Consider the following 17,449-nt stretch of genomic DNA (forward strand, 5'->3'; position numbering starts at 1 on the left):
GCCATCATCAGACTGGCAAGGATGCCAGCCACCCGGATAGAAAAACGCATCGCAGATCCACTCCCCAAACTCGATCGAGACAAAAATTGCCGTGAATACAAGCAGGAGGCAAGTGTGATCTGTTGATCGCAAAGAAAAAGGCGGACCACAGGCCCGCCTTTAACATCGCATCAAAATACATCCAAAATGGATTCAAATTCGCGATTACACCGTTTCGGGATCGAAGAAGAACAGGGCCTGGCTGATCGCCGCGCGCACCGTGTTGCGGTGGAAAGGCTTGGTGATCAGGAAGGCCGGCTCCGGACGCTCGCCGGTGAGCAGGCGTTCGGGGAAGGCGGTGATGAAGATCACGGGCACGTCGATCTCGCGCAGGATGTCGGCAACCGCATCGATACCCGAACTGTCATCGGCAAGCTGGATGTCGGCAAGGACCAGGCCCGGCTTGTCGCGGCGGGCCTGCTCGACCGCCTCGTCACGGGTTACGGCGATGCCGGTCACGTCATGGCCGAGGTCGCGCACGATCGTCTCGATATCCATCGCGATGATCGGCTCGTCCTCGATGATCAGAACCTTGGCCTTGATCTGGCTGTCGATCTCGCTCAGCGCCTCGCTGACCAGACTGGAGACGGTACGATCGTCCAGGCCCATCAGATAGGCGGTATCGGCGTTCGAGAAACCCTCCATCGCGGTCAGCAGCAGCGCCTGGCGCGACAGCGGCGGAATGCGCCGCAGACGCTGCTCGGCGAGCAGACGGCGCGAATCGTCATCGGCATCGGGATAGGCATCGAAGCTGTCGGCTTCCTCGCGGTCGTCATGCGTCGAACCCCAGATCACCTGGAACACGCGGTACAGACCCAGACGGGCATCGACATCGCTCGGGAACTGGTCGGGCGCGGCGATGATGGCCTGAAGCGTCGCCTTCACATAGGCATCGCCATGATGCTGATCGCCGGCGAGCGCCCGGCTGTAGCGCCGCAACAGGGGTAGATGGGGAGCGAGCGTCTGGCCCAGGGACATGCAATGAAACTCCTTTATCGGCTGGCGCCGTGTCTATGGCCTTCCGCCCCCCGTGTCAAAACCGGGGGCGCAAAGGGATGCCGGATGTGAAAGCAGACAAACCGAACCTCGGCTAAGGAACAATCCGCGCCGCAGTTTGTTTCCTTAAGCGAGACGTTTATGCACAATCCCGCACGATTTTGCGGGCTTGGCAGGGTTGGGACGGCTTGCTAAGCCCATTTCGGGACGGAATTTCAACAGGCGGGATGGGATGCTCGTGCATCGTGACAATGACGATCAGTCCGGCGGCAACAAGCCTGTGAAGGGCCGCGCCGGTACCAAGCCGCATCTGGTAAGCGAAAATCCGGCGCCGGGTGATCCGGCTGCGGCCGATCAACCCGGTGGTGACGACGGCAAGACCCACCTTATCGGGGATGCGCTGAAGTCGGTCTATCAGCGCACGCTTGAGGAGGAGATCCCGGACGACTTTCTGGATTTGCTCAAGCAGTTGAAATAATGCGCAAGGCAGACCGGGCGAAGTTCCCGTTTCTGGCGCCGATCACGCGCCTGTCGATCGGCACCCGCCTTTTCCTCATTCTTGCCATCGCCCTGCTGCCGCTCGCGCTCGGCGCAGTTGTTGCCAACCGCAGTCTGGCCGATACGGCGAACGAGGAGCGCAGCCGCCTGCTCCAGAAGAATGTCGACGATGCGGCCCTGCGGCTCAACTCGGCGATCGACAACGATCTTGCCATCCTCAGCGCCGCCGCATCGCAAATCGCGCTCGGCGAAGATCCGGCCAAGATCTGCCTCAACCTGCGCGAGCAGCTGGGGGCCAAGCAGACGCGCTTTGCCGCCCTGCTCTATGCCAATAATGCGGGACCTCCCGCATGCCAGATCGGGGCAGTGCCGCGCATATTGCGCGAGGTGGGCGCAGATCCCGCTCCGCCGCGCGTCACCCTGGCTATCCCCGCCAAGGGCGCGATCTTTGTCACCCGGGGCCGGGTCTCGGTTGCGCGCGCCGCCGCCTATTACTCGTCCGACAGCCTGTTTGCGCTGGCTGATCCAGTGGATGATGTTCCGCTCTCGCAATTCGAGCTGCGCTCGCGCGACGATGTGCTGCCGCTGACGGAAATTCCCCCCAACTGGCAGCGCAGCCTGAATGCGCTGATGACCGCGCGGCGCATGGTGGCGGGCATCAATCTGGACCTGCGATATGTCCGGCCGAAACAGTCGCCGCCCGAATTCCTGGCCCAGATCATTCCATTCATCACCCTGCTGGCAGCCGCGATCATCGGCTGGCTGGTGGTCAACATCATGCTCATCCGTCCGCTGACGCTGCTGCAGCGCAAGGTGCGCCAGTACGAGATCGGCGAGCAGATGGCACCGATGGACAGGACCGCGTTCAACGCCAGCGAGATCGAGGAGCTCGACCAGGGCTTTGTCGCGCTGGCGCACAAGGTGTCGGTGGACCGCGAGGCGCTGGACGAGGGTCTGAAGCAGCAGGTGCTGCTGACGCGGGAAGTGCATCACCGCGTGAAGAACAACCTGCAGATCATCGCCAGCCTGATCAACCTGCACGCTCGCACGGCCGATTCCGATCCGGCCAAGCTCGCTTATGGCAAGATCCAGCGGCGCGTCGACGCGCTGGCGGTCGTCCATCGCAACCATTTTGCCGGCAACGAGCGCAACGAGGGCATCAATCTGCGCGCGCTGGTGGGCGAGCTGGCGGGCAGCTTCGAACATGCCGACAATGTGCACGGCGGCGACGGGCCCGATATCATGATCGATATCGACAATGTCCATGTCAGCCAGGATGTCGGCGTGCCGATCGCCTTTCTGCTGACCGAGATCCTCGAGCTGATCCACCTGACCCGGCCCGACGCGCCGATCCGCATCTCCGCCGTTCGCAAGAGCGACGATCCGGCCAAGATCGTGCTGCGCGTCGCGTCCCCGGCGCTTGGCCCCAATCCGGCGCTGGAGGAAATGCTGGGCGATGGCATCGACCGGGTGATGACCGGACTTGCCCGCCAGCTGCGCGCGCCGCTGGAGCGCGACACTGCGTTCGAGTGCATCGCGATTGCCGTGCCGGTCTTCGTTCCGGCGAAGGTCTGACGCGATATTGACTGGCCCGTCACGCTCACGCAGGCGCGAATGACGATCTAGCCACCCTTTGCGTAATAGCGTGCGCGGAAGTCGTCGCCGAACTGCGCCATCCGGCCATCGCCGATCGCCGCGCGCATGCCCGCCATCAGGTCCTGATAGAAGCGCAGATTGTGCTCGGTCATCAGCATCGCGCCGAGCATCTCGCCCGATTTGACAAGGTGATGCAGATAGGCGCGGCTGAACCGGGTGCAGGCGGTGCAACCGCAAGCCTCGTCCAATGGTCCCTGGTCCTCGGCATGCCGCGCATTGCGGATGTTGATCGGCCCGTCCCAGGTGAACGCCTGGCCGTTGCGCCCCGATCGTGTCGGCAGCACGCAGTCGAACATGTCGACACCGCGCTCGACCGCGCCGACCAGATCGTCAGGCTTGCCCACGCCCATCAGATAGCGCGGGCGATCCTCGGGCAGCTGGCCGGGCGCATAATCGAGCACGGCGAACATCGCCTCCTGCCCCTCGCCCACCGCGAGGCCGCCGATCGCATAACCATCAAAGCCTATGTCGCGCAGCGCATCGGCGGATTGCTGGCGCAGTTGCTCATCGAGCGAGCCCTGCTGGATGCCGAACAGGGCAGCACGCTCGGCATGATCGCCGCCGCTGTCGAAGCCCTCGCGCGAGCGGCGCGCCCAGCGCATCGATCGCTCCATCGCGGCGGCCTGAACATCGCGCGTCGCGGTGGCGGGCACCAGTTCGTCGAACGCCATGACGATATCCGACCCCAGCAGCCGCTGGATCTCCATCGAGCGTTCGGGGCTCAGCATATGCTTCGACCCATCCAGATGGCTGCGGAACGCGACGCCCTCCTCGGTCACTTTGGTCAGCGCCGAAAGGCTCATCACCTGATAGCCGCCGCTGTCGGTCAGGATCGGGCGCGGCCAGTCCATGAACTTGTGCAGCCCGCCGAGCCGCGCCACCCGCTCCGCACCGGGGCGCAGCATCAGGTGATAGGTATTGCCCAGGATGATGTCCGCACCGAGCTCGCGCACCTCGGCAGGCTTCATACCCTTGACCGTGGCAGCGGTACCCACCGGCATGAACGCGGGCGTGCGGATGGTGCCGCGCTTCATGGCGAGCTCGCCCAGCCGGGCCTTGCCATCGCGCGCGGTGATCGAAAAGGCGAATCTGGGCGGGGTCTCGGTCATGGCGGCGCGCTCTAGCGGCTTTGGCCGCGCGGAGCAAAGGTTTGAAAGGCGCGAGGGGTTTGACGACTCGGCGGGCCTGTGTCAGCGATAGGGCCGGATCCAACCCCACAGGAAAGCCGCAGAATGTCGCACAGCCCAAGCCTCACCGCTCTTGCCTCGGCGCTGATCGCTGCGGCCTCGCTCGCGGCCTGTTCGCAGGACAAGCCGGCCGAGGCCGAGCAGACCAGCAGCAAGGCGATCGAAAAGGCGGCGACCGAATTGGCCGCGCAGGAAAAATGCTATGGTATCGCGCTCGCCAAGCAGAATGACTGCGCCGCCGGGCCCGGCACCAGCTGTGCGGGCACGTCGAATGTCGACTATCAGGGCAATGCCTGGAAGTTCACCGAGGCGGGCGAGTGCGAGAAACTGGGCGGATCGCTGACCGAAGTGGCCGACAACGATCCGCCGGTTCCGCCCAAGGGCTAGACCCTGTTCGCTTTTGATGGAATCAAAAGCTGGGTCTAGCTTTCTGTTTTGCCGTGATTTCCGAGCCGTGAAATGTTCCATTTCACTCGAAATCACTCTAGGCGATCAGAACACCGCTTTCGGGGTTTTCTCCTCCATCATCGCCGCGCGCACCATCGGCACCGGCGGTCCGCCATAGGATAGGAAGGCATCGTGGAACGCCTTCCACGCCTCGCGCCCGCCCTTGCCTGCGGTCCAGTCGGCGCGCAGCTTGCGGATCATCAGCTTGCCGAGCGTATAGTTGAGATAGCCCGGATCATATGTGCCGCGCAGCGCCTGCTGCCGGGCATTGCCCTCGTCGACATAGCATTGGTCGCGGAACAGCGCGATCGACTGGTCGACGCTCATGCCGCCGGTATGCAGGCCGATGGCCGACAGATAGCGGCAGTTGCGCAGCAGCGCGTTGGCAAGCTGGCCGATATGCACTTCCGGATCGCCCTTGCCGAGCCCGGCCTCCCACATCATCTCCTCGGTATAATGCGCCCAGCCTTCGGCATAGGCATAGCCGACGAACAGCCGGCCGAAGAACGACTTGGCGCGGTTGGCGTGGAGGAAGTTGAGGAAATGGCCGGGCCAGACCTCGTGCACGCTGGTGAACAGCAGGTCTTTCCTGGGCGGAATATATTCGGCCTGAACTTCCGGTGCCCATGACGGGTCGGGCGGCGAGATGTAATAGACCGACGGCAGGCCTTTCTCGTACGGCCCCGGAATATCGATATAGGCCGAATTCTGCCGGTTATAGGGCGGCGATTCCTCGACCTTGGCCTCTTCGGTGCCGGGGATCGAGACCAGATCCTTGTCGACCAGAAAGGCGCGCAGCTCGGGCAGCTGCCGCCGCGCCTCGGCGACCGGGCCATCTTCGGGCTTGTCCTTGGCAAGCTTGGCCATGCAATCGGGCATGGTCGCGCCCGGCGCGAATTGCGCGCAGGCGGTGGCGAGCGCCTGCTGGTTGCGTTTCAGATCCGTCTCGCCGATTGCCTCCAATTCGGCCAACGGCAGATCGACCATCTCGGTATCCACCAGCATCTGCGAGAACAGCTGGGGTCCGATGGCATAGCCGACCCTTGCCGTGGCCTTCTCGGCCTTGAGCCAGTCGGCAAGGCCCTGCATCGCCTTGCTCGCTTCGGCCGTGGCGGCTTCGAGATCCTTCTTGACCGCTTCGTCGGTCACCTCGGCAAAGGCCGCGCGCGCGTCGCCGGTAAAGAAGCTGGCATAGCCGCCGAAGGCGTTGACGCCATAATCGATCGCATAGGGATCGAGCGGCGATTTGAGATTGGCCCTGATCTGCTCCGCCGCCTTGGGCACGGCGCGCGCATAGGCGATGAACGCCTTGGCGCGCGTGGTCACATCGGCATAGGGCCGCGTCACATAGACCGACGGATCGAGCGTGCCGGTATAGAAGGCCGGGTTGCGGTGCGGCCAGTCGGCGGCCTTGAGCCAGAACAGCTCCCCCTTGACCACAGCGATCAGATAGTCGCGCTCAAACTTCTGGTCCTCGTCCAACTTGGCGGGGTCCATCGCCTGCGCATCGGCGAGCGTCTTGTCGAGAAACGCGATCTGGTCCGCCAGCCCCTCTTCCGACCAGTCGGGCAGCTTCCCGTCGAATTCGTGCCGCCCCTGATAGACCGCGAAATCGGGATTGCGCGGGAAATAGCCGGTCAGGAAACCGTCGAGGAACTTGCCCCATTCGCTGCCGGTATCGATGCCGGTGCCCTTTTCCGCCGGCTCCGAGGGAGCACCGCCGCTGCACGAGACAGCGAGTGTCGCCAGCGAGACGGCGGCTAGAATGCGTTTGGCAAGATGCATATGGGCGACCTCTTGGATTTCCGGTTTCCGCCCTTGCTGGCACCCTTGCACGCGGTTGGAAAGAGGCATTTTTTTGCAGGCGCACAACAGCCTGTGCATGGTTCGGCCAAGTTCATCTTGCTTGCCGCACGGCACCGCCTGGCCTACCGACGCGGCCATGGAATCCGTAGCCGCTCCGCATCCGTTCACCATTGCCAATTACCGCGCCTATTGGCTGACGCGCCTGGCGTCGATGCTGGCGCTCTACTGCATGATGCTGATCGTCGGCTGGCAGGCCTATAATATCGCGCGCGAGACGATGGACATCGCCGCCAGTTCGGCGCGGCTCGGGATGATCGGGCTGTTGCAGTTCGCGCCGCTGTTCGTGCTCACTCCGCTGGTCGGCTGGATAGCGGACCGGATGGACCGCCGCCTCGTGGCCCGGATTGTACTGTTCTGCCAGGCCGGTATCGCGGCGACGCTGGCCTGGACGACGGCGCAAGGCCTGATCAGCCTGCCGATCCTGTACATCATCGCTGCGATGCTGGGGACCGCGCGCGCGTTCCTGGGCCCGTCGCTGAGCGCGCTCGCGCCCAATCTGGTACCCAAGGCCTCGCTGCCGACCGCGATCGCGCTGTCCTCGATCGCCTGGCAATCGGGCATGCTGATCGGCCCTGCCATGGCCGGACCGCTTTATGCCATCCGGCCCGACCTGCCCTATATCGTCAGCGCCTGTCTCTATGCGCTGGCGGGCCTCGCCATGCTGACCGTCGGCCCCGTGCCGCGCACGATCATGGACAGGGGCAAGGGACCGATCGCGCAGATCATCGACGGCATGGCCTATGTCGGCCAGAACAAGCTGGTGCTGGGCGTGATCACGCTCGATCTCTTCGCGGTGTTCCTGGCCGGCTCCACCGCTTTGCTGCCGGTGTTCGCGCGCGACATATTGAAGGTCGGCGAACAGGGCCTGTCGCTGCTCGCCTCCTCCCCGGCTGCCGGCGCAGCCCTGGTGGCGTTCGTCTTCTCGTTCCGCCCGATCCGGACCAATGTCGGCAACAAGATGCTGGTCAGCGTGCTGCTGTTCGGTCTTGTGACGGTGATCTTCGGCTTCAGCCGTATTCTCGTCGTCTCGATGGCCTGCCTGTTCGTCGCAGGCGCAGCGGACATGTTCAGCGTCTATGTCCGCCAGTCGCTGATCCAGCTCAACACGCCCGACGACAAGCGCGGGCGGGTTTCGGCGGTCTCGCTGCTGACGGTCTCCGCCTCGAACGAACTCGGCGATGCCTTTTCGGGCATGCTCGCCTGGCTGATCGGCCCGGTGGCAGCGGTTGTGGCGGGCGGCGGCGGCGCTATATTGATCACGGCGCTCTGGTCCCGGCTGTTCCCGCAGATCGGGGCCGCGCGCAGCTTCGATCCTGCCGAGGAAGAAGCCTGATCCCCATTTGACAGCGCCAGACATACAGGCGCGCTGAAGCAGGAGACACTTCGACATGATCGCTGCCAATATTCTCGAAACCATCGGCAAGACCCCGCATGTCCGCATCAACCGGCTGTTCGGCGACGCGCAGGTATGGATCAAGTCCGAACGCTCGAACCCGGGCGGATCGATCAAGGACCGAATCGCGCTAGCGATGATCGAGGCGGCGGAGGCCGATGGCTCGCTCAAGCCCGGCGGCACGATCATCGAGCCGACATCGGGCAATACCGGCGTGGGCCTGGCGATGGTCGCGGCGGTCAAGGGCTATAAGCTCGTTCTCGTGATGCCCGAAAGCATGTCGATCGAACGGCGGCGGCTGATGCTGGCTTATGGCGCGACCTTCGACCTGACGCCGCGCGAAAAGGGCATGAAGGGCGCGATCGAGCGCGCGCAGGAGCTGATCGAGCAGACCCCCGGCGCATGGATGCCGCAGCAGTTCGAGAATGCCGCGAACATCTCGGTGCATGTGCGGACCACCGCGCAGGAGATTCTCAACGATTTTGCCGATTCGCCGATCGACGTGATGATCACGGGTGTCGGCACGGGCGGTCACATCACCGGATGCGCCGAGGAGTTGAAAAAGCACTGGCCCGCGCTCAAGGTCTATGCGGTCGAGCCGACTCTTTCCCCCGTGATTTCGGGCGGTCAGCCCGGACCGCACCCGATCCAGGGCATCGGCGCGGGCTTCATCCCCGGCAACCTGCACACGCGGCTGCTCGATGGCGTAATCCAGGTCGATCCCGCCGATGCCAAGCAGATGGCGCGCCGCTCCGCCAGCGAAGAGGGCATGCTGGTCGGTATCTCGTCCGGCGCTACGCTGGCCGCGATCGCGCAGAAGCTCTCCGATCTGCCTGCAGGATCGCGCGTGCTGGGCTTCAATTATGATACCGGCGAGCGCTATCTGTCGGTACCCGATTTCCTGCCCGAATAAGGCTCGCGCAACCCGCCACATGAGCGCCTGCGCCATTCCCGGCGAATCGATCCGATCCGCCGGGCAGCTGCATGACCTTTTCATCCAATACTGGCACAATCCGTCCTGCAAACCTTCCGACTGCACCGGAACGGACGCAACTAGCGCGTCCTGACCGGGAATCATTCCATTCCGGCTCGAGTTGAGATATATCCGAAGTGAAGGTTAATGTATCCAAAGTGGATATACCGTCAAATCGGGGGGATATCTTGGAGCCAAGTCGCATAGAATTGACCGACGTGCAGGTCAGTTGTCTGCGCCTTGTGGCAGATGGCTATACTTCCAAGCAGATCGCCAAGAAATTGGGGCTGACCCCAATGACGGTCGACCAATATCTTCAGCGCGCCAAGACGGCGATGGGCGCGCCCGATCGACGCACGGCCGCGCGCTGGCTCGCCGAAAGCCAGCAAATTCCGCCATTCAAGTCTTTTGAACTCAAACCGCCGCCGGTTGTCGAGCCGGCCAATGATGTGACACCTCCTGTGGCGTCGGCAGCGGATATGCCGAACGCTGAAGCCACCGGCCAGTGGCAGATGCGGTTCGGATATCCTCCTGTCGGCGGCATCAGAACATCGCTGGACGCAAGCCAGAAGACGACGACTATCCTGCGGATCGCAGGCCTGTCGCTCATCTATACGACGGCATTTGCGCTGGTGCTTGGCGGGGCGCTCAGGGCGTTCAGCTGATCTGGTGCCTGGATCGCCAACCCGTGCACCGTGACCGGTGCGAGAAGGAGAAGACCCATGCACATCGATGGTAACGCCGTCCGCATTGTCGCCCAGGATACCCGCTCGTCCTTTGCCAGCTATGATCGCGCCATTCTCGACGCGGCCCGGCTTTCGATGACCATGCTGGAAGCGAACGCGCTTTCCGAAGTGCCTGCTCGCGACTCGCAGATCGCCCTGCGCGCCATCCATGAAAGCACCGGCCATCTTATTTCTGCACGCGGCAGCATGGTGAAGCTGGTCGGCCATCTGAACTCGGTCAAGCGCCGCAGCGATCAGGCCCCGATGAACGTCGGCTGCCCTGGTCCCACGCCTCTCGGGTCGCTCCAGGACGAGGCGTCGGAAGCCGAACCCGCGTTCGGATGACCGCCGGTCGGCAATGCGTTGAGCCACGACCATGATCACGATCATCTTCTGGCTCTTCGCATTGCTGAGCGGCGGCTTCGTCTGGCTGCACGGAAAGTCTGAAGGCAGACGCGCAATCCTGCTGTTTCTGGCCGCAACGCTGCTGACCGCGGCCGTTCAGGTGCTGCACACCCGGTGGCAGCAGACGCATTGGCCGCTGATGGCGGTCGATACCGCCTATCTGGTCGCCGCCTATGTCTTCGCGTTGCGCAGCGACCGTTACTGGCCGCTCTGGATCGCCGCCTTTCAGCTTCTCACCGTAGCCACCCATTTCGCGACGATCATCGCTCCGGATTATCTGCCGAAGATATACTCGGCGATTGCCACCTTCTGGGTAGTTCCCCTGCTGCTCAGCATGGTTGCCGGGGTGTATCTCGATCACCGCGCACTCAAACGCTTGGTGCCCCCCCAATGACCCAATTCTATTGCCTCATCCTCGTCCCCGAAACCGGCGAGGCGACACCACCCCAGCCGCTGCTCGACGCCAACGAACCCTGGAAGGCGCGCGCCGAAGCGGCCAGCCGCTATCTCAAGCTGCGCAGCCAGCGCGACGCCATTGCTGGCCCCAGCCTGTTGTCCGATCCCGCCTGGGACATGCTGCTCGATCTCTTCGTCGGCCATATCACCGGGCGCGATGTTTCGGTGACCAGCGCCTGTCTCGCCTCGCGCCGCCCGGCCACCACGTCGCTGCGCTATATCGAGCGCATGGCGAAACAGGGGCTGATCCGCCGCGAGAAAGACTGCAACGACAATCGCAAGGTCTATCTGCGGATGACCGAAAAGGCATTCCGCGCGGTGGCGAAATGGATCGATGCACTGCGCGACGAGCTGATCACCGCGTGAGAGCTTCGCCTTTGCCCTGCGCAATGGGCTGAAACTGTGTCATCATGCGCTGCCCGAACCGATGGAGCAGCGCATGGTGACCAGACCGCTTCTGCGGGAACTGCATGACGAGGTGATCGAAACGGTCGCCGCCGACGGCAAGCGCATCTGCCTGCGCTCGATCCGCCAGTCGGATGAGGACCGCATGCGCGAAGGCATAAAGCGGCTGTCCGAACAGTCGCGCTACATGCGCTTCTTCTCGGTCCAGCCGATGCCCTCCGATCCGGTGATCGACAGGCTGCTCGATGCCGACGGGCACGATCATATCGCCTGGGGAGCGATCCATCTCGACGGCATGGACAATCCTGCCGTCGGTGCCGTCCATGCGATTCGCAGCGAAGATCACCCGCATGCCGGCGAATTCTCGGTCGCGGTGCTCGATGATTATCACGGGCTCGGCCTCGCCCGCATGCTGACCACGGTGCTTCTGATTCATTGCGAGGTCGAGGCAATGTGCGAGCTGGAAGTCCAGACGCTCGCGGAGAACATGCCCGCCATTCGGTTCATTCTTTCCATCGGTGCCCAGCGGCGCGAGAGCGAGGCTGGCATTATCAGCTTCCGACTACCGGTCAGGCCCGCAATCCGGCAGATTTCCGCCACTTCCGATCTGCAAGGCGTGCGGGACATCCTCAGTGCGCTCGCCCGCTATATCCCGACGGACGACAGTCCCTGTGCCGCTTTGGGACAATGAAGCCGGCGCTTTGCAGTGCGCCTCCAACTAGCGCAGATCCCCGCCGGCAAGCCCGTTGACGCACCGCACCGCCTGTGGCCGGCACCGCATAGTTATGATTTGCATTTCATCCATAACGGACTAATAGTCCCGCCAGTTTGGATCAATCGGCTAAGCAGGTGCGACTATGGAAGATGTGGAAACCTTGATTTCTTTGACGGCTGATATTGTCGTTGCGCATTTGAGCAACAACAAAGTGGCCAATTCGGACATTCCGCAGCTGATTTCCTCGGTCCATGCCGCGCTCCACAGCATCAACCAGCCTGCAGTTCCCGAGCCTGAAGCTCCCAAGGAGCCTGCGGTTCCGATCCGCTCGTCGATCAAGCCCGATCATCTCGTCTGCCTGGAAGACGGCAAGAAGCTTCGCATGCTCAAGCGCCATCTGATGGTGCACTACAACATGACACCCGATGACTATCGCGCGAAATGGGGCCTGCCCAAGGATTACCCGATGGTCGCCCCCAATTATGCCGAGCGCCGCCGCGAGCTGGCGCTGCAGATTGGCCTCGGCAAGCAGGGCCGCGGCGGCGGTCGCAAGAAAAAGGTCTGATCGACCGACACTTCAGTCTGACATAGCGGACTGGGCAAGGGGGCGTCTTCGGGAGGAGCCGTCCCCTTGTTTGTTTCTGGCCCCTTCGTGTTTGCGCAGCACCCTCAACGCGCGGTGTAGAGTTCCGCAATCGACAGCGATCCCCTGCCCCGCGCGCGGCAAGCCACCGGGCAGGTGAATATCTGGACACGAATGAACCCCCTGAAACTTGGTTTGACGGACAGGTCAGAGCGCTTCACTATCGTCGCAGTAGCCCCTACCCACGTGACCAAACATGCACTTTCGGGGCGTCGTGCGCGTGTGGCAAATTGTCGCAAACGGTCACAAATCGGCGCCTGTTCAATAACTTATATGCTTTTATGTTAATTTACCCCTGATTTGGGGATTTGCCGAGCGGACTCCCATCCATGCCTCATCATCTGCCTGCGCTATCCCGCACCAGCGTCATCGCGATCAGTTTTGCCGCGATGATCCTGCTCGGGGGGCTGCTCCGTCAGACCGGCGAAGCGCTGGGTGGGATGCTCGATCTGACCCTGACCGGGGCGGAGGCGCGTGCGCTGCTGGATAGGCTCACGCCTTGGCAGCGGGATCTGCATGCGCACGCGACCCTGCTGTATGACGGCCTCTATCCGCTCGCTTATGGCGCATTCTTCGCCGGGCTCGCGGTTCGTCTGGGCGGTGCGAAGGCGCGCTGGATCGCGCTGGTGATGCTGGGCGGCATGGTCGCCGATTATGCCGAGAACATCGTGCAGCTGCTCGCGCTCAGCGGGCGGGCGGATTGGCTCGATGCCAAGGCGGTGCTGACGCCGATCAAGTTCGCGCTGACCGGCACCGCAGTGCTGGCGACGCTGGTGCTGGCGATCAGGGCGACATGGGCCAGAGTGCGGCGCTAGCGCGCGACCGCCTTGCCACGAAAAGGCCAGCTACCGATCTGCTCCCACGGCCCGCCGCGATAGCGATGCAGCGCAAGGCCCGTGATCGCCAGCGGGCGGGGTATGAAGGTGGTAGACAGCGCAGCGTGCAAGGCGCGCGCGGCGGCGGCTTCTACCTTGTTCTGCACGGTTATGTGCAGCCGGGGCACGCCTTGGTCCTGCGCGGTGAGCAGGCCGTGCAGGCCTTCCGCCATCATCGCGCGGATCGCCAGCAAGCCGGGTGAATGAATGCGCAAGGCGACGCCATTGCCCATGCGCATGACCTCGCTCAGCCTGGCATCGGGGCAGGCGAATTCTCGCGCCAGCGCCCGCGTCCGCTCGACGATCTCACCCTCGCAATGGCCAGGCAGATGGTGAAAGAGCGTGACATGCGCCTCGACCACATTCCGGTCGGCAGGATAATGCGCGCGGCGCAGCGCATCGGCCCAGGCCTGATCGGCTGCGCCCATTGTCGCTGTCATGATGATCGGTTCGCGCCGCATCTCAGCTTCCTAGCGGGGATCGGCGGACACACAAAGGGGCGCGGTGCATTGCTGCACCGCGCCCCCGCTTGCGACCCGTCTAGGGATCTCGTCTGTCAGTCGGCTCAGGCCAGTTCGGGCTGCTTCGCCTTGATCTTGGCCAGAACGTTTTCCGGGGCGGTTTCGCCATAGGGATCGTTGTCCAGACCGTGGTCGTTGATGCCCGGCTCTTCGAACCAGTCGGTGATCACGCCATTGTCGACGACCATCGCATAGCGCCAGCTGCGTTCACCGAAACCGACATGGTCCTTGCGGATCAGCATGCCCATGCGGCGGGTGAAGTCGGCCGAACCATCGGGAAGCAGCTTGACCTTCTCGACGCCCAGCGACTTGCCCCACTGGTACATCACGAACGCGTCGTTGACCGACACGCAGTAGATTTCGTCGATGCCTTCGGCGCGAAAATCGTCATACATGGCTTCGAAGCCCGGAACCTGCGAGTTCGAGCAGGTCGGGGTGAACGCGCCGGGCAGCGAGAAGATGACCACGCGCTTGCCAGCGACCAGATCGCCGGTGAGCTTGTCTTCCCAACGGAAGGGGTTGGGGCCTTCGATGCTGTCGTCGCGCACGCGCGTCTTGAGGCAGACATTGGGAACCTGACGTCCGATCATGGGAAACTCCTTGAACGATGGGGGACTATGTTTTGCAGTGCAGCATCTAGGCAAGCGCAGCCGCCAAGTGAAATGAAAACATTCGTGTGCCGTGATCGCTTTTTTCGATGATTTGGTCGCATTGGCCATGACACTCGATTGGACCGCGCGCAGAACGGCGTGACATGGTTGCAATAGTCACAGAATATCTTCACCTTGAATGCATCTGGAGGGAGCCTCAATGATCCTGTCACGGCCCTTGGGCTGGTTCTGGCTGCTGGCCATCGTTCTGCTGGCGTGGAACGTCATCGGCCTCGTCGCCCTGCTGTTCGACCCCGTGTTGGGCCTGGGCGATGTTTCGAAGCTCGCCCCGGAACAGCAGGCTCTGTACGCAGCGCGCCCCGCCATCGCCTTTTACGGCTTCGTACTGGCGACGGTGGCAGGGACGGCAGGTGCGATCGCTCTGCTGCTGCGGCGTAACTTTGCTCTCTGGCTGTTCATCGCGTCGGCGGTCGGGCTGGTGCTGCAGAACGCCTGGCTGTTCGCTGACCCTTCGCGCCTGGATGCCGGCGTGCTCGGCTTCCAGGCGCTGGTCGCCGGATCGATCGTGCTGGAAATCTGGCTGACGCTCACCGCAAAAAAGCGCCGCTGGAGCCGTTGATTACATCTCGCCCCGGGCGCGGCGGATGGCGAACCATTTTTCGACATTGCGGTTATGGTCGGCCAGCGTGCTGGCAAACACGTGCCCGCCGGTGCCATCGGCCACGAAGTACAACGCATCGGTGCGCGCCGGGTTGAGCACCGCCTCGATCGAGGCGCGGCCGGGATTGGTGATCGGCCCCTTGGGCAGGCCGGTCATCGCATAGGTATTATAATCGTTCACCGCCGAGATTTCGGATTGGCGGATGCGACGCCCCAGCGGCTTGCCGCGCGTGATCGGGTAGATGATCGTCGGGTCCGCCTGCAGCATCATGCCCTTGCGGATTCGGTTGCTGTACACGCCCGCGATCATCCGCCGCTCGGACGCCTTGCCGGTCTCTTTCTCGACGATCGCCGCCAGGGTGACCGCTTCCTGCGGCGTCTTGGCGACCGTATCGGGCGAACGGTTGGGCCAGAGTTCGGCGATCGTGTCCTGCATCGCCTTCTGCATCCGCAACATCACCGCGATGCGCTTTTCGCCACGTTCGAAGCTGTAGCTTTCGGGAAGAATGGTGCCCTCTTCCGGGACGGGCACGTCGCCGGTGAGCAGCTTTTCCGCCATCAGCTTTTCGTGCACCAGGATGCTCGGCATGCCTTCGGGTACGGTGACCATCCGGCGGATGACCGCCCCGCCCTGCAGGATATCGAGGATCTGCGCGTTGCTCGCGCCTGCGGGAATGACGAATTCGCCCGCCTTGATCGGATCGCTGCCGCCGAACACCTTAGCGCGGTTGAGGAATGCGCCGGCCGAGCTGATCGCGCCCTTTTCCTCGAGCACTTTCGCCGCGCTGGCGAGCGAACTGCCCGCCGGGATGACCACGGACAGCTCTTCGGGCGCGGGGCCGGACGCGGTCCAGCCCCAGTAGAAATTGCCGCCGATCAGCAGCACCAGCGCCGCAGCGCCTGCCAGAACAATGCATCCCAGACGGCGCAGCATGATAAGCTCAGACCGCCTTCATGATCAGGCTGGCATTGGTGCCGCCAAAGCCGAAGCTGTTGTTGAGCACGGCCTTCACCTGCCGCTTCTTCGCGACATGCGGCACGAGATCCACGCCTTCGGTGCCTTCGTCGGGATTGTCCAGGTTGAGCGTCGGCGGGACGATCTGGTCGCGGATGGCGAGGATGCAGAAAATGCTCTCCACCGCGCCTGCGCCGCCGAGCAGATGCCCGATGGCCGATTTGGTCGAGCTCATCGAAACCCCGCCGATGGCGTCGCCGAACAGCCGCTTGACCGCGCCGAGCTCGATCGTGTCGGCCATGGTCGAGGTGCCGTGTGCGTTGATGTAATCGATATCGGCCGGTGTCATTCCCGCCTTTTTGAGTGCCATTTGCATCGAGCGATAGGCACCATCGCCTTCGGGATGCGGTGCCGTCACGTGATAGGCATCGCCCGACAGGCCATAGCCCACGACCTCGGCATAAATCTTGGCACCGCGCGCCTTGGCGTGCTCATATTCCTCCAGCACGACAATGCCCGCACCTTCGCCCATGACAAAGCCGTCGCGGTCCTTGTCATAGGGGCGGCTGGCCTGTTCGGGCCGGTCGTTATAGCTCATGTTGAGCGCGCGGGCCTGCGCGAACCCGGCTATGCCCAGCGGATTGACGGTGCTCTCCGCGCCGCCCGCCAGCATGATATCGGCGTCATCGTCGCGGATCATCCGTGCCGCATCGCCGATGCTGTGCGCCCCGGTGGAGCAGGCGGTGACGACCGCATGGTTCGGCCCCTTCAGACCATATTTGATGCTGACCTGACCCGAGATCAGGTTGATCAGCCGACCATGCACGAAATGCGGAGAAACGCGGCCCGGCCCCTTTTCCGCCAGCAGCAGCGACTCGCTCTCGATCCCCGGCAATCCGCCGATGCCCGATCCGATCGAGCAGCCCGTACGCAGCTTGGTCGCTTCGTCCATCTCGGCAAGGCCGGCATCTTCCAGTGCCTGGCCGGCGGCATCGATTCCGTAGATGATGAAGGGATCGACCTGACGCTGCACCTTGTGATCGACGCGCTTGTTGGGGTCGAAGCCATATTCGTGATCCGCTGGCTTGACCTCGCAGGCGATCTGGCACTTGTATTCGCTCGCATCGAAACGGGTGATGGTGCCCGCGCCGGACTTGCCGGCGAGCAGATTGCTCCATGACGTCTCGACATCGCCGCCCAACGGCGTGACCAGACCCAGACCCGTAATGACTACACGGCGCATTCGCCCCACTCCTGAAAAACCTGTTGCGACGTCTGCGGGCCCAAGCGCCCGCGAACGACGTTCGTCGAAAATGAAAAATGGCTTCCCCGCGTCGCCGAGACGACGATCAGGGAAGCCATCCTATCTTCACATGGTCGCAGCCAGATAGCAGCGACGCTGCCCACCGGACCCGGCCCGCCG

At 63.3% G+C, this 17,449-nt stretch carries 20 protein-coding genes; 13 read left to right on the top strand and 7 right to left on the bottom strand.

Going from position 1 to position 17,449, the window contains the following annotated elements:
• Window positions 1-204: 204 nt before the first annotated feature.
• Window positions 205-1,017 (bottom strand): response regulator, encoded by an 813-nt coding sequence (locus AX725_RS04410; RefSeq protein ID WP_060977458.1) that lies wholly within the window; start codon window positions 1,015-1,017, stop codon window positions 205-207.
• Window positions 1,018-1,267: 250 nt separating this feature from the next.
• Between AX725_RS04410 and AX725_RS04415 the strand changes: the two genes are divergently transcribed.
• Together AX725_RS04415 and AX725_RS04420 are read left to right on the top strand one after the other, a co-directional pair.
• Window positions 1,268-1,513: a NepR family anti-sigma factor gene (locus tag AX725_RS04415; RefSeq protein WP_060977459.1), complete on the top strand. Its 246-nt coding sequence runs from the start codon at window positions 1,268-1,270 to the stop codon at window positions 1,511-1,513.
• Window positions 1,513-3,108, top strand: coding sequence for a sensor histidine kinase (locus AX725_RS04420; protein WP_060977460.1), 1,596 nt, complete (start codon window positions 1,513-1,515; stop codon window positions 3,106-3,108). The genes AX725_RS04415 and AX725_RS04420 overlap by 1 nt, the downstream gene beginning before the upstream one ends.
• A gap of 47 nt (window positions 3,109-3,155) precedes the next feature.
• Here the strand turns inward: AX725_RS04420 and tgt are convergent, their stop codons facing one another.
• Entirely contained in the window at window positions 3,156-4,298 is a 1,143-nt protein-coding gene (gene tgt, locus AX725_RS04425) for a tRNA guanosine(34) transglycosylase Tgt (RefSeq protein WP_060977461.1), read from the bottom strand.
• A 123-nt stretch (window positions 4,299-4,421) separates the two neighbouring features.
• Here tgt and AX725_RS04430 point away from each other — a divergent pair, with 123 nt between their 5' ends.
• Window positions 4,422-4,763 carry a BufA1 family periplasmic bufferin-type metallophore gene (locus tag AX725_RS04430; RefSeq protein ID WP_060977462.1) on the top strand — a complete coding sequence of 114 codons (342 nt, stop codon included), beginning with the start codon at window positions 4,422-4,424 and terminating at the stop codon, window positions 4,761-4,763.
• A gap of 105 nt (window positions 4,764-4,868) precedes the next feature.
• On the opposite strand, the gene AX725_RS04435 is transcribed toward AX725_RS04430, so the two are convergent.
• A complete protein-coding gene (locus AX725_RS04435; RefSeq protein ID WP_060977463.1) occupies window positions 4,869-6,608 on the bottom strand; it encodes a DUF885 domain-containing protein in 1,740 nt (579 codons plus the stop codon).
• A gap of 157 nt (window positions 6,609-6,765) precedes the next feature.
• On the opposite strand from AX725_RS04435, the gene AX725_RS04440 reads away from it, so the two are divergent.
• The 9 genes from AX725_RS04440 to AX725_RS04480 all read left to right on the top strand — a co-directional run bounded on the left by AX725_RS04440 (window position 6,766) and on the right by AX725_RS04480 (window position 13,219).
• The gene (locus AX725_RS04440; RefSeq protein WP_060977464.1) at window positions 6,766-8,022 is read left to right on the top strand and encodes an MFS transporter; all 1,257 of its coding nucleotides are present in this window, start codon (window positions 6,766-6,768) and stop codon (window positions 8,020-8,022) included.
• A 55-nt stretch (window positions 8,023-8,077) separates the two neighbouring features.
• Window positions 8,078-8,995 carry a cysteine synthase A gene (gene cysK, locus AX725_RS04445; RefSeq protein ID WP_060977465.1) on the top strand — a complete coding sequence of 306 codons (918 nt, stop codon included), beginning with the start codon at window positions 8,078-8,080 and terminating at the stop codon, window positions 8,993-8,995.
• Between the two features lie 278 nt (window positions 8,996-9,273).
• Window positions 9,274-9,720, top strand: a complete 447-nt coding sequence (locus AX725_RS04450) for a helix-turn-helix domain-containing protein (protein ID WP_231725755.1) — start codon at window positions 9,274-9,276, stop codon at window positions 9,718-9,720.
• Window positions 9,721-9,777: 57 nt separating this feature from the next.
• Window positions 9,778-10,125, top strand: coding sequence for a hypothetical protein (locus AX725_RS04455; RefSeq protein ID WP_060977467.1), 348 nt, complete (start codon window positions 9,778-9,780; stop codon window positions 10,123-10,125).
• Window positions 10,126-10,156: 31 nt separating this feature from the next.
• Window positions 10,157-10,579, top strand: a complete 423-nt coding sequence (locus AX725_RS04460; protein ID WP_060977468.1) for a hypothetical protein — start codon at window positions 10,157-10,159, stop codon at window positions 10,577-10,579.
• Window positions 10,576-11,007, top strand: a complete 432-nt coding sequence (locus AX725_RS04465; RefSeq protein WP_066043534.1) for a helix-turn-helix domain-containing protein — start codon at window positions 10,576-10,578, stop codon at window positions 11,005-11,007. Before AX725_RS04460 ends, AX725_RS04465 begins: the two co-directional genes overlap by 4 nt.
• Before the next feature lie 76 nt (window positions 11,008-11,083).
• On the top strand, window positions 11,084-11,737 hold the full coding sequence (locus AX725_RS04470; RefSeq protein ID WP_156439032.1) for a GNAT family N-acetyltransferase: 654 nt from the start codon (window positions 11,084-11,086) through the stop codon (window positions 11,735-11,737).
• Window positions 11,738-11,903: 166 nt separating this feature from the next.
• The gene (locus tag AX725_RS04475; RefSeq protein ID WP_060977111.1) at window positions 11,904-12,326 is read left to right on the top strand and encodes a Ros/MucR family transcriptional regulator; all 423 of its coding nucleotides are present in this window, start codon (window positions 11,904-11,906) and stop codon (window positions 12,324-12,326) included.
• 407 nt (window positions 12,327-12,733) lie between these two features.
• Window positions 12,734-13,219 (top strand): hypothetical protein, encoded by a 486-nt coding sequence (locus AX725_RS04480; RefSeq protein ID WP_060977112.1) that lies wholly within the window; start codon window positions 12,734-12,736, stop codon window positions 13,217-13,219.
• Here the strand turns inward: AX725_RS04480 and AX725_RS04485 are convergent.
• Both AX725_RS04485 and AX725_RS04490 read right to left on the bottom strand, forming a co-directional pair.
• Window positions 13,216-13,740, bottom strand: a complete 525-nt coding sequence (locus AX725_RS04485; protein WP_060977113.1) for a 2'-5' RNA ligase family protein — start codon at window positions 13,738-13,740, stop codon at window positions 13,216-13,218. The two genes, AX725_RS04480 and AX725_RS04485, sit on opposite strands and share 4 nt — an antisense overlap.
• Window positions 13,741-13,844: 104 nt before the next feature.
• Window positions 13,845-14,390: a peroxiredoxin gene (locus AX725_RS04490; protein ID WP_066114329.1), complete on the bottom strand. Its 546-nt coding sequence runs from the start codon at window positions 14,388-14,390 to the stop codon at window positions 13,845-13,847.
• A 220-nt stretch (window positions 14,391-14,610) separates the two neighbouring features.
• Between AX725_RS04490 and AX725_RS04495 the strand changes: the two genes are divergently transcribed.
• Window positions 14,611-15,030: a hypothetical protein gene (locus tag AX725_RS04495; RefSeq protein ID WP_066043537.1), complete on the top strand. Its 420-nt coding sequence runs from the start codon at window positions 14,611-14,613 to the stop codon at window positions 15,028-15,030.
• Here AX725_RS04495 and mltG read toward each other — a convergent pair whose 3' ends face one another.
• Complete coding sequence (mltG, locus tag AX725_RS04500) at window positions 15,031-16,002, bottom strand: endolytic transglycosylase MltG (RefSeq protein WP_060977273.1); 972 nt, start codon at window positions 16,000-16,002, stop codon at window positions 15,031-15,033.
• A gap of 10 nt (window positions 16,003-16,012) precedes the next feature.
• Complete coding sequence (gene fabF / locus AX725_RS04505; protein WP_060977116.1) at window positions 16,013-17,269, bottom strand: beta-ketoacyl-ACP synthase II; 1,257 nt, start codon at window positions 17,267-17,269, stop codon at window positions 16,013-16,015.
• Window positions 17,270-17,449 lie beyond the last annotated feature (180 nt).

Origin of the sequence: Blastomonas sp. CCH9-A1, assembly GCF_001557175.1 — a bacterium.
Taxonomy (GTDB): Bacteria; Pseudomonadota; Alphaproteobacteria; order Sphingomonadales; family Sphingomonadaceae; genus Blastomonas; species Blastomonas delafieldii_A.